This is a genomic window from Kaistella solincola (assembly GCF_000812875.1).
Classification (GTDB): Bacteria; Bacteroidota; Bacteroidia; order Flavobacteriales; family Weeksellaceae; genus Kaistella; species Kaistella solincola.
The window spans coordinates 181,515-193,168 of sequence record NZ_JSYK01000003.1 but is presented as its reverse complement, the minus strand read 5'-3'; the positions used below and the strand labels follow the sequence as shown (position 1 = coordinate 193,168).

11 protein-coding genes are annotated in these 11,654 nt (G+C 39.1%); 2 read left to right on the top strand and 9 right to left on the bottom strand.

All coding sequences use genetic code 11. The features are described from left to right. The first annotated feature begins 54 nt into the window (after positions 1–54). Both porX and OA84_RS04915 read left to right on the top strand, forming a co-directional pair. Positions 55–1,596, top strand: coding sequence for a T9SS response regulator signal transducer PorX (gene porX, locus OA84_RS04920; protein WP_039343299.1), 1,542 nt, complete (start codon positions 55–57; stop codon positions 1,594–1,596). A 130-nt stretch (positions 1,597–1,726) separates the two neighbouring features. After that, the gene (locus tag OA84_RS04915) at positions 1,727–2,488 is read left to right on the top strand and encodes an exodeoxyribonuclease III (protein WP_039343297.1); all 762 of its coding nucleotides are present in this window, start codon (positions 1,727–1,729) and stop codon (positions 2,486–2,488) included. Positions 2,489–2,738: 250 nt separating this feature from the next. Here OA84_RS04915 and OA84_RS04910 read toward each other — a convergent pair whose 3' ends face one another. The 9 genes from OA84_RS04910 to OA84_RS04870 all read right to left on the bottom strand — a co-directional run bounded on the left by OA84_RS04910 (position 2,739) and on the right by OA84_RS04870 (position 11,653). After that, a complete protein-coding gene (locus OA84_RS04910) occupies positions 2,739–3,119 on the bottom strand; it encodes a septal ring lytic transglycosylase RlpA family protein (protein ID WP_039343294.1) in 381 nt (126 codons plus the stop codon). Between the two features lie 344 nt (positions 3,120–3,463). Then, positions 3,464–4,765: a 30S ribosomal protein S12 methylthiotransferase RimO gene (rimO, locus tag OA84_RS04905; RefSeq protein ID WP_039343292.1), complete on the bottom strand. Its 1,302-nt coding sequence runs from the start codon at positions 4,763–4,765 to the stop codon at positions 3,464–3,466. Positions 4,766–5,060: 295 nt separating this feature from the next. Continuing rightward, complete coding sequence (gene rfbA, locus OA84_RS04900) at positions 5,061–5,921, bottom strand: glucose-1-phosphate thymidylyltransferase RfbA (protein WP_039343290.1); 861 nt, start codon at positions 5,919–5,921, stop codon at positions 5,061–5,063. Between the two features lies 1 nt (position 5,922). Further along, on the bottom strand, positions 5,923–7,002 hold the full coding sequence (rfbB, locus tag OA84_RS04895) for a dTDP-glucose 4,6-dehydratase (protein WP_039343287.1): 1,080 nt from the start codon (positions 7,000–7,002) through the stop codon (positions 5,923–5,925). Positions 7,003–7,012: 10 nt separating this feature from the next. Beyond that, complete coding sequence (gene rfbC / locus OA84_RS04890) at positions 7,013–7,558, bottom strand: dTDP-4-dehydrorhamnose 3,5-epimerase (protein ID WP_039343285.1); 546 nt, start codon at positions 7,556–7,558, stop codon at positions 7,013–7,015. Continuing rightward, positions 7,558–8,556, bottom strand: a complete 999-nt coding sequence (locus OA84_RS04885) for an MraY family glycosyltransferase (RefSeq protein ID WP_039343283.1) — start codon at positions 8,554–8,556, stop codon at positions 7,558–7,560. The genes rfbC and OA84_RS04885 overlap by 1 nt, the downstream gene beginning before the upstream one ends. After that, entirely contained in the window at positions 8,556–9,452 is an 897-nt protein-coding gene (locus OA84_RS04880) for an NAD-dependent epimerase/dehydratase family protein (protein WP_039343279.1), read from the bottom strand. The genes OA84_RS04885 and OA84_RS04880 overlap by 1 nt, the downstream gene beginning before the upstream one ends. Further along, positions 9,449–10,447: a CgeB family protein gene (locus OA84_RS04875; protein ID WP_221399749.1), complete on the bottom strand. Its 999-nt coding sequence runs from the start codon at positions 10,445–10,447 to the stop codon at positions 9,449–9,451. The genes OA84_RS04880 and OA84_RS04875 overlap by 4 nt, the downstream gene beginning before the upstream one ends. Before the next feature lie 72 nt (positions 10,448–10,519). After that, positions 10,520–11,653, bottom strand: coding sequence for an NAD-dependent epimerase/dehydratase family protein (locus OA84_RS04870; protein ID WP_039345706.1), 1,134 nt, complete (start codon positions 11,651–11,653; stop codon positions 10,520–10,522). Between the last annotated feature and the right edge of the window lies 1 nt (position 11,654).

The following is an 11,654-nucleotide window of genomic DNA, read 5'->3' as shown; positions in this document are numbered from 1 at the left end:
GCTTTAAATAAGTGACTTACGCGGTTTCCTTTAAATTAATAAACAAAAAAATGTATGTCAAAACTTATTTGGATTGATGATGAAGTAGATTTACTAAAACCTCATATTGTATTTTTAGAAAACAAAGGCTACCAAATTTCGCCTGTAAATAACGTAAACGAAGCGCTGGAAATGATTGAAAAAGAAAATTTTCAGCTCGCGCTTTTGGATGAAAATATGCCCGGAATTTCCGGTTTGGAAGCCATCCCGATGATTAAAAACATCGACTCGGCCATAAAAATTGTGATGGTGACCAAAAATGAAGAGGAACTGATTATGGAACAGGCGATTGGTTCACAAATCGCTGATTATATTCTGAAACCCGTCAATCCCAATCAGGTTTTATTGTCTTTGAAAAAAAATCTTCAGGAAGAAACTTTGGTGGAACAGAAAACGATATTGGAATATCAGCAGGAATTCCGCAATCTATCCATGGAGCTTTCTTACCTGAAAACCTACCAGGAATGGGCAGAATATTATAAGAAAATTCTGAACTGGGAAATAAAATTCGATAAAGTTTTCGACAGTGAATTTTCGGATCTTCTGCAATCTCAAAAAGAAGAAGCCAATATTCAGTTTTCTAAATTCATTGAAAATAATTACGAAGACTGGCTGCACTCTTCCGACAAACCGATGATGAGCCACACTTTATTTAAAGACAAGGTGAAACCGGAAATGGAAAAAGAAAAAGTGCTTTTGCTGATGGTAGACAATTTGCGTTACGACCAGTGGAAAGTTATTGAGCCTCTTTTTACTAAATTTTACCAAAAAACCTCGGAAGATTATTATTACAGCATCTTGCCTACCGCCACGCAATACGCGCGGAATTCCTTTTTCGCCGGCTTAATGCCTTCTGAAATTGAAAAAAGATTCCCGGAATTTTGGTTTAATGACAACGAAGAAGGAAATAAAAATGAGCACGAGCGCGACTTTCTGGAAGATCAGATGAAAAGATTGGGCTTATCCGGAAAAAGCATGAAATACCTGAAAATCCTAAATTCAGATTTCGAAAAGAAAATTCTGGAAGATTTCAATCAGCATAAAAACAACGATTTGATCGTTATTGTGTACAATTTCATCGATATTTTATCGCACGCAAAAACCGATAATGTCATTGTCAATCAATTAATTCGAGATGATAAAACCTTCCGTTCGCTGACGTACAATTGGTTTGAAAATTCTTCATTGCTGAAAATCATTAAAACAGCTGCAGAAAGCGGTTTCAAACTGATTTTAACCACCGACCACGGAACGATTTACGTGAAAAAACCGAGCAAAGTTGTTGGCGACCGAGAAACTTCTACCAACATCCGCTATAAAACCGGACGAAGTTTAACCTACGAGAAAAATGATGTCTGGGCAATTTCAAACCCGGAAAAACTTTTTCTACCAAAAGGAAATCTCAGTTCGAAATATATTTTCGCGAAAAACAACACTTTTTTGGCTTACCCGAAAAATTACAACCATTTTGTAAATTATTATAAAGAAACCTATCAGCACGGCGGCATTTCTCTGGAAGAGTGCATCATACCGATTTGCGTAATGGAGCCCAAATAGTTTTTCATAGTTTATTTAGTTTGGGTTCCGAGGCGGGAAAAATCTTTGATTTTTCCCGCTTTTTTTTGCCTAAAAAGCCGTTTTTACCAAACCATAAACATATTGTATTTTTGCAAAAATTAAAAATCTGATGAGAATCATCTCTTATAACGTCAACGGAATTCGGGCCGCCTTTACCAAAGATTTTTTGGGCTGGCTGCAAATGGCAGATCCGGACGTCATCTGCATTCAAGAAAGTAAAGCCGGTAACGACCAGATTGATATTGAAAGCCTGGAAAAAGTGGGTTATTACAGCTACTGGCACAGCGCGCAGCGCAAAGGTTATTCCGGTGTTGGAATCGCGTCAAAGGTGAAACCAAAACATGTTGAATACGGCTGCGGAATTGAACATTATGATTCTGAAGGTAGAATTATTCGGGCTGATTTCGAGGAATTTTCCGTGATTTCCGTATATGTCCCGTCAGCTTCAAATATCGAGCGGCTGGATTTTAAAATGCAGTTCTGTTTTGATTTTCTGAATTATATTAAAGACCTAAAAAAAACGCTGCCGAATCTGGTGATTTGCGGCGATTTCAATATCTGCCACAAAGAAATCGACATTCACAATCCGGTTGGTTTGAAAAACGTTTCGGGATTTTTACCGATGGAAAGAGAATGGCTCACGCAATTTATTGATGAATGTGAACTGATCGACAGTTTCCGGCATTATAATGACGAGCCGGACCATTATTCGTGGTGGAGTTATCGCCAGAATTCGCGGGCGCGGAACAAAGGCTGGCGTTTGGACTATAATTTTGTGTCCACCACTTTGGGCGAAAGACTTTCGCGTGCAGTTATTTTAAAAGAGGCGATGCATTCTGACCACTGTCCTGTAATGGTGGAATTTTCTTAAAAAATTAGCTGCTTTAACGGCATATTTTTCTGATTTGATCTCGTCTTTGCTTGAACTAGCTAAAAGCAAAAAATTAGCTGTTTTAACGGCAAATTTTTGCTAAATGGCGTACACCGCGACCCGACCTGAGTGGAGCTCTCCGCCGTGGCGGAAGCGGGAACGGAGGGCGGAAAAGTCGCCCGAAAAATAAAACACCAAAAAAAAGCCGTCCGGTACAATACCAGGCGGCTTTCTATTTCTACAATTTCGATTATAAATCGTAACTGATAATTTCATATTCTACAGGCATTGTACCGCGGGCGGTATTTCCTATGGAATCAAACGCTGCTTTTGAAAGATCTAACGAGCGGGATGAATGGAAAGGTCCACGGTCGTTAATTCTAACTTCGACACTTTTGCCGGTTCTCAGGTTGGTTACTTCTACAAGTGTTCCGAAAGGAAGCGTGCGGTGCGCTGCGGTAAGTTTTCGGTTATTGAAAATTTCTCCGCTGGCTGTTTTTCTACCGTTAAACTTATCATGGTAGAACGATGCAAAACTTGTTTTGGCATCATTGGCATTAAACTTGGTGAAAGAATAAATACCAAATGTTGAAATCATCATGATGATCAGGAGTATTCCTCTTTTTATCATTTTGAATTATTTTTATTGGTTTTGACTCTGCAAATTTATTCCGAAATTGAATTACGCAACTATTCAAGTGTTAAACTGCGTTAAAGAATTGTTAATTATTTGTTAACGATACCCGCGAACGCCGTTGTATCGCGATTTCCCACAGATTCTTAAATTGTGTTAAAATCAGGGTCTAAATGTTAATATTATTAACTAAACACTGCATAGCACCTACCGAAAAACACAGATTTAATGCTGACTTCCAGCATTTTAAGCATAAAAAACACCACCGGAATTTCCAGTGGTGTTTTTATATAATTTGTCTTTGCTAAATCGGTAAAAAATGCCGTTTTAACTGCTAATTTTTAAACGAGTTCGCCGTATAAATCGAATTCTTCGGCGGCTGTAATTTTCACATCCGCAAATTCTCCGAGTGATAAATAGGTATTTTTTGCAGAAACCAAAACGGTATTATCTACATCCGGCGAATCAAATTCGGTCCGGCCAACGAAATAATTTCCTTCTTTACGGTCGAAAATACAACGGAAAATTTTGCCGATTTTTTCCTGATTTTTTTCCCAGGAAATCTGCGACTGTAGCTCCATAATTTCTTCCACGCGGGCCTCTTTTTCTTCCTGAGGCACATTGTCTTCTAAAACGTATGCAGTGGTATTTTCTTCGTGCGAATAAGTGAAACAGCCCAAACGGTCGAATCTCTGCTCACGCACCCACTCTCTCATTTCCTCGAATTTTTCTCTAGTTTCGCCTGGAAAACCAACGATCAGCGTGGTGCGGATCGCCATATCGGGAACTTTTTCGCGGAATTTCGCGAGTAAAGCATTGGTTTTTTCATTGGTTGTGCCGCGTTTCATGTCTTTCAAAATGTCCGAATTGATGTGCTGCAACGGGATATCAATATAATTACAAACCTTTGGTTCATTTTTAATGATTTCCAGCACGTCTTCCGGAAAGCCTGAGGGAAAAGCGTAATGCAGACGAATCCATTCGATTCCGTCCACTTTTACGAGACGTAGAAGCAAATCGCCAAGCGCACGTTTTTTATAAATATCCAAACCATAATATGTCAGATCCTGCGCGATTAAAATAAGTTCTTTAACGCCTTTTTTTGCCAGTTTTTCAGCTTCAATGACGAGATTTTCAATTGGTGTTGAAATATTTTTACCACGCATTAAAGGAATCGCACAAAAGCTGCACGGTCGGTCGCAACCTTCCGCAATCTTCAGATATGCGTAATGTTTTGGTGTGGTTGTCATGCGTTCGCCCACCAATTCGTGTTTATAATCTGCGCCGAGCTGTTTTAGCAAAAGAGGTAAATCGCGAGTACCGAAATATTGGTCCACATCGGGAATTTCGCGCACCAAATCCGGCTTATAACGTTCGGAAAGACATCCGGTTACGAAAACTTTTTCTACTTCACCGCGGTTTTTAGCTTCTACAAATTCTAAAATGGTATTGATGCTTTCTTCTTTCGCATTATCGATAAATCCACAAGTGTTGATGACCACAATATCACCTTTATCTTCGTGAACGACTTCCTTTCCGTTTGCCTGAAGCTGACCCATGAGGACTTCAGAGTCATAGACGTTCTTGGAACATCCTAAGGTTACAATATTTATTTTCTTTTTTCCGACTGATTTTGTGCGCATTATAAAATTTATTGGGCGCAAAGATAAGGATATAAAAGCGAAAAATTATTCAGATAAATCATGCTGTTTTTTAAATTTTGAAAAAATCAGGTGTTTTAGTTCGGAATTTTTTAAAAATATAATTTAAAGCATCAATAGCACTTTGGTTAAAAATTAATACCAGGTTTAGCACCACAAATTCGGTACTTTAAAATTGTTTGGTTTAATGCTCAAAAGTTACTGCACGACTTATTAAGCAGAAAGTTTTAAACTAAAAAAAGCACCTAAAAGATGCTTTTTTTTAATTTTCTAATTTTTATTCAACCAGCTTTTTCAGATAATCGCCGTACCCGCTTTTACCATATTTTTTGGCGGATTCCAACAGATGTTCTTTGTCGATAAAGCCTTTTTTATAAGCGATTTCCTCGATGCAGGAAATTTTAAAACCCTGTCTTTTTTCCAGAACCTTGACAAATTCCGAGGCTTCGTGCAGAGAATCGAAAGTTCCGGTGTCGAGCCAGGCTGTTCCGCGCGACATGACGCCGACTTCGAGCTCACCTTTCTCAAGATAAATGCGGTTTATATCGGTAATTTCGAGTTCTCCGCGTACCGAAGGTTTTAAATTTTTAGCATATTCCACCACTGAATTATCGTAAAAATACAGTCCTGGAACGGCAAAATTTGATTTTGGATTTTCGGGTTTTTCTTCAATAGAAATCGCTTTTAGATTTTCATCAAACTCCACCACACCATATCTTTCGGGATCAGAAACCTGATAAGCAAAAACGCAACCACCTTTTACTGCAGCTTTGCTTTCCAGCAGCTGAGCCAAACCGGTTCCATAAAAAATATTATCGCCAAGCACTAATGCCACAGAATCATCACCAATAAATTCTTCACCCAAAATAAAGGCCTGCGCCAGCCCGTCCGGACTTGGCTGAACTTTATACTGAATAGTACAGCCAATGGAAGAACCGTCGCCCAAAAGTTTGATAAAACCTTCCTGATCGTGTGGTGTCGTAATGATTAAAATATCTTTAATTCCCGCCAAAAGTAAGGTAGAAAGCGGATAATAAATCATCGGTTTGTCGTAAACCGGCATCAGTTGCTTGCTTACTGCGATGGTTAAAGGATAAAGGCGTGTACCTGAGCCGCCAGCAAGAATAATTCCTTTCATATTAGTTGTATTGCTTTTCGTAATATTTCTGGTAATCTCCGCTGGTCACATGGTCCAGCCATTCTTTGTTTTCGAGGAACCAATCGATGGTTTTTCCTAATCCCTGTTCAAAGGTTACGCTGGGTTTCCAGCCCAAATCGCGGTTTAATTTCGTAGCATCAATGGCGTAACGCTTGTCATGTCCCGGACGGTCTTTCACGTAAGTGATCAATTTTTCAGAATATCCGGCTGGTTTGCCAAGTTTTTCATCCATTTGCTTGATGAGTTCTTTCACCAAATCAATGTTCTGCCATTCATTAAAACCACCGATGTTATAGGTCTCACCGGTTTTTGCTTCATAAAATATCTGATGAATTGCTTTGGCGTGATCGATTACGTAGAGCCAGTCGCGCGTGTATTTTCCGTCACCGTAGATTGGAAGCGGCTTTTCATTGATGATATTTGAAATACAAAGCGGAATTAATTTTTCCGGGAAATGATTCGGTCCGTAGTTATTTGAACAGTTTGACAAAATGAAAGGCATTCCATACGTGTTACCATACGCGCGCACCAAATGGTCGGAAGCTGCTTTGCTCGCAGAATATGGTGATTGGGGATCATACGCGGTAGTTTCCAGGAAAAAGCCGGTTTCACCTAAACTTCCGTAAACCTCATCAGTTGAGACGTGATAGAATAAATTTTTTCGCGTTTCATCAGGGAAATTTCCGTGTTGATGATCGGGATTTAAAGTCCAGAATTCGCGGGCTAAATTCAATAAGTTCGCGGTGCCGATTACATTGGTATTGATAAAAGCGTTCGGGTCTGTAATGCTTCGATCCACGTGACTTTCAGCCGCTAAATGCACGATTGCGTCGGGATTATATTTCTCGAAAACACTGCGTAATTCCTCAACATTGGTGATGTCGGCTTTTTCGAAAACGTAATTGGGTTCGTTTTCGATGTCTTTTAAATTCTCCAGATTTCCGGCGTAGGTTAACGCGTCCAAATTTATAATGCGTGTTTCGGGGTGATTTTTCACAAATTCACGCACGACGTGAGATCCAATAAAGCCGGCGCCACCGGTAATAATTATATTTTTCATAATTGTAATTCTAAAAATTTCGCGCTGCAAAGATAGGTTGAATTTTATCTTTGTCTGAAAGCACGATATCTGCCTGAGGTAATTTCCAGTCGATATTCAATTCTTCATCGCTGTAAATTACACCACCTTCTGATTCTTTATTGTAATAATTGTCGCATTTGTAGGCAAAAACTGCTGTTTCGGAAATGACCGAAAAACCATGCCCGAAACCTCGCGGAACGTAAAACTGCAATTTATTTTCCGCGGAAAGTTCTACGCCAAACCATTTACCGAAGGTTGGTGAATTCTGGCGTAAATCTACAGCAACATCCCAAACGGCGCCTTCCAAGCACGAAACAAGTTTTGCCTGTGCGTGTTCACCTTTTTGTAAATGCAATCCGCGTAAAACGCCGTAGGTAGATCTGGAAATATTATCCTGAACGAAATGCCCGTTTAAACCGGTTAAATCCTTGAACCTCTTCTCATTATATTTTTCGAAAAAATATCCTCTTTCATCGTTAAAAATGGTGGGTTCAATGATATAGCAATCCTGTAATGGTGTATTTTTTATTTTCATCAAGCTTCGTGGTTACGGACTTTCTTCAAAATATTTAGCTTTATAAAAATATAAAGCACTGTGGTTGGCACCAATATAACTATATAAATAATCCAGTTTGGCAGTGGTGATAATATTACGAAAATATTCATCGACAGCTGAATGAAGCCATAAAGCAAGCTAATTGCTAAATGTGATTGCTTCTTTTCATTAACAAAAAGTTGGTACAAATGCCGACGATGAGCTTCCAGGATATTTTCTTTGCGGCGGATCCTTTCAATAATCGTCATCACCGTATCAACACCATATAGGCTAAGGAAAAGCAGCCATTTAAAATCACCGGTTTTGATGATGAGCAAAGAAATTAATGAGATAATCCAGAATGCGAGACCTATACTTCCGACGTCACCGAGGAAGCATTTTGCTCTTTTTCTGAAATTAAAAAATAGAAAAACCAAACACGCTAATGTGGGATAAACAATAAAATCCTCAACTACGAAAGGTATAATCTGCTGATTGACGTACCACAATGAAGTGAGCAGGAAAAAGCTGTAGATGCCGGAAATTCCGTTAATGCCGTCCATGAAATTATAGGCGTTTAAGATGCCGATAAACAATATATATACGAACGGAATTGCAAGAACAGGCAACAGGGAAAATCCATTTAAAAAGTACAGCAGCAGCGATACCGAAATTATATGAAAAAGCAAACGTGTTTTTGTGGAAAGATCTGTTAAATCATCGACAAAGCTTAGCATGGTTAGGATTAAAAATCCGGCACCAAAAATAAAGAAATTGGGTTCACCTTTGCCTTGCTGCATGGTTTCGGGACTTAAATACATTTCAGCGCCAATAAAAAGAAGATATGCAATGGGAAAAATAATTCCACCCCCACGAACCGTGGTGTAAAAATGTGAGGTCCGATGATTGGGTTGATCGATGATATTAAACCGGGTTGCGATCCTGAAATAAAGCTGCAACAGCACGAATAAAATCCCGGTGACTATGAGGTACTCCATTATTTTTGAAAACTTTTGATGGTTTTCCGTAAACCTTGTTCTGCAGTTACCGGCAGGTGATCAATCTGCAGGGCATTTTTTATTTTTTGATTAGAAACAATATAATTTTCGGTCAGTTTTTCCAGACGCTCAGAATTTAGCGGCAAAGAAAAAATATCGCCTATTTTGGCCAAATTTTTAATTAAAGACGCATGGATTTCCCATAGTTTCACGCCCCTTCCACTTGAATCTCCGATAATTTTCACCACCTCTGTTGTTGATAAATTTTGATCATCCGCGAAATTATAAATTCCCGAGGGAATATCCGCATTTTGGATCATCTTTATAATTAAAAAATTCAGATTGTCGATGCTTAAAAATGACCTTTGGTTTTCAAACGCTGCCAGCGGCCAGGGAATTCCCTTTTTTACAATTTTATAGAGCAAGTTCAAGTTACCCTTATTTCCAGGCCCGTGAATCATACAGGGGCGAATAATAAATACCCGCTTGCCTTCCGGCAATGTTTGAGCAAGCAAGTATTCTTCAGCTGCACGCTTTGATTTACCATAAGGAGTCGCAGGATTTGCAGCGAAATTTTCATCTAAATGACCTTCAACGCTATCGGCGGCAGCTTTCACGGAGCTGAAATAGAAAAAATCCTTAGTTGATGATTTCAAAAACTCATTGAAAAGTTGAATGGTTAAATCGCGATTAATTTTAAAATAAATTTCATCGTCCGCAGTTTTAGCCAGATCATGCGCGATTCCCGCCAGATGAATGACTGCATCTGAAGAGTCAGGATATTCCCAGGAATTTCGGAGCGAAATTCGCTTTACACAAAATTGGTTTTCCGAGAGGTATGAAGCCAGATTTTTTCCAACGAAACCCTCTTTTCCGGTGATAAATATATTTTTCATTCTTGCGTCATCAGGGTTTTCCAGTCATTACTTTCCGATTTCAAAAACAAGTCACTGAGCCAACCTTCAATGGAACACCGGCAATACATCTCCTCTGAAAGAGCCGGCGCATCTTCAGCAAAAAATTCTTTACTGAGATGAATCGCATTTCTGTCAATAACGTGGAAAATTTTCGGCGAATAAAAGGGGTATTTTTTGATTTCGGCGTTGGTGGTTATCATTTTTTTACCCGCGCCAATGGCTTCAAAAGTTCGCATCGTTAGACCCTTTTGCCCTGGATGATTGATGTCCAGAATTACCTTTGAATTCTTATAAAGCGTAATAATTTCCGCGGTTTTCAGGCTTTTAAAGCTTAATTTTTTATAATCAAATTTTTTGAAGCTTTTATCGAAAATTTTCTGAAACAGAAAAACCGCCTTGCTGTGCATGTAATAATAGGTGAACATTTTCAAATTATTTTTGCTGCACCACTCCTTTATGCGCGAACTTATCAAATACCGGTCGGAATGCGCCGTACCCAAAAACAGCAAATCAAAGTCGAAACTTCCGGTATTCTTTCCGCGGATTTCTTTGTACGGGTCGAGATAGAACAGCGGTCTGAAACCGATTTGATATTTTTCCGCATCTTCCAAATCGAAAGTAAATCTTTTGTCAAAATATTTTAGAATCGTGGTAGGATGCGCGTGATTTGTGAAAGAATCCCAGGTGAAGAAAATCATCTCGCACTGCGGCTGCTGCTTTTTAAATTTTTGAAGAAAGCCTGCAGTAATCACTTCGCCGCGGTTCACAAACAAAAAATCAAATTTTACTTTTTCTAAATTTTTTAAAATTTGGTCGTAATAACGGTCAATTTTTTTCTGATAAACGCCGCGCTTTAAGCGGATAATGCCTTTCGCAAAATTGCTGTTCGAAGGTCTTTCATCAAAATAAGTGACGAGCGCACCATTTTCCTCGAGCTTATTTTTGATCTCCTTTTCGATGTTAAAAGTTTGCACAGAGAAAAAAAGTACTTTTTTTCCGGATATTTTTTCTTTTAGTAGCACAGGCTGTTTCTTTGGTAAAAGGCTTTATTTAAACAAACCTTTGGATTTCATTTCTTCGATGGATTTCCCGAATTGATCTTTCTGGATTTCCTGCGTATTTACCCAGGCTGTGAACTTTTTCAGACCTTGTTCAAAGCTGACTTTCGGCTCAAAACCCAGCACAGTTTTAATCTTAGTAAGATCAGCAAAATTGTGGCGGATATCGCCCAAACGGTAATTTCCCGAAATATTAAGTGGAACTTCCACACCATAATTTTTAGAAAGTTCCTTTGCCACGGTCATCACATCCGTCGCTATGCCGGTTCCAACATTAAATACCTCGTTATTTGCCTCATTTTTTTCTAAACCTAAAATTGTAGCATCTACCACATCGTCAATGAAAACAAAATCACGGCTTTCTTTTCCGTCTTCAAAAATGGTGATGGGATTCCCGTTTTTTATTTGCGTTGAGAAAATAGAAAGAATTCCGGTGTACGGATTTTTTAACGATTGCCCCGGTCCGTAAACATTTTGGTATCGGAAGGCGACACCCGCAATACCGATGGTTGGACAAACCGTAAGCACCATTTGTTCCTGATTCTGTTTCGTAATTCCATAAACGGAAGACGGATGAATTTTTGAATTTTCGTCCGTGGCGGCAACTTCGAGTGCCGAGGAATTTGGAAAAGTGGGTTCAAAGTTTCCCTGATCCATATCCTCCGAAAGTCGGTGTTTAGGGTAAACTGCTCCCCATTCCTTGCTGAGATATTTTCCTTCACCATAAATAGAACGTGAAGATGCAACGATCACTTTCTGAATTTGGTAATCGCCATTCACCAAAAAATCCAGCATTAATGAAGTTCCGGTGATGTTGACATCCACATATTTTTGCACTTCATACATTGATTGTCCGGTGCCGGTTTCTGCGGCGTAATGCACGATGGCATCCTGTCCTTCAAGGGCTTGTTTCCAATCATCGACGCTAGTTACGGTTCCATGAATGAATTTTACGTAATCTTTGATGCTGAGAAAAAGTGGTGAATTTTCCATAGGATTTTCACCGTGGATTTGCGGCGAAAGGTTGTCTAAAACGGTAACGTGATAACCTTTCGAAAGTAATTTCAAAGCTAAATTTGAGCCTATAAAACCCGCACCGCCGGTAATGAGTATATTTTTCATA

Bases quoted from the DNA above. Each gene is read 5' to 3' on its own strand.
- OA84_RS04915 (WP_039343297.1), top strand. From the start codon at position 1,727: ATGAGAATCATCTCTTATAACGTCAACGGAATTCGGGCCGCCTTTACC.
- rimO (WP_039343292.1), bottom strand. From the start codon at position 4,765: ATGCGCACAAAATCAGTCGGAAAAAAGAAAATAAATATTGTAACCTTA.
- OA84_RS04880 (WP_039343279.1), bottom strand. From the start codon at position 9,452: ATGAAAAATATATTTATCACCGGAAAAGAGGGTTTCGTTGGAAAAAAT.
- OA84_RS04885 (WP_039343283.1), bottom strand. From the start codon at position 8,556: ATGGAGTACCTCATAGTCACCGGGATTTTATTCGTGCTGTTGCAGCTT.
- rfbC (WP_039343285.1), bottom strand. From the start codon at position 7,558: ATGAAAATAAAAAATACACCATTACAGGATTGCTATATCATTGAACCC.
- OA84_RS04910 (WP_039343294.1), bottom strand. From the start codon at position 3,119: ATGATAAAAAGAGGAATACTCCTGATCATCATGATGATTTCAACATTT.
- rfbA (WP_039343290.1), bottom strand. From the start codon at position 5,921: ATGAAAGGAATTATTCTTGCTGGCGGCTCAGGTACACGCCTTTATCCT.
- porX (WP_039343299.1), top strand. From the start codon at position 55: ATGTCAAAACTTATTTGGATTGATGATGAAGTAGATTTACTAAAACCT.
- rfbB (WP_039343287.1), bottom strand. From the start codon at position 7,002: ATGAAAAATATAATTATTACCGGTGGCGCCGGCTTTATTGGATCTCAC.
- OA84_RS04870 (WP_039345706.1), bottom strand. From the start codon at position 11,653: ATGAAAAATATACTCATTACCGGCGGTGCGGGTTTTATAGGCTCAAAT.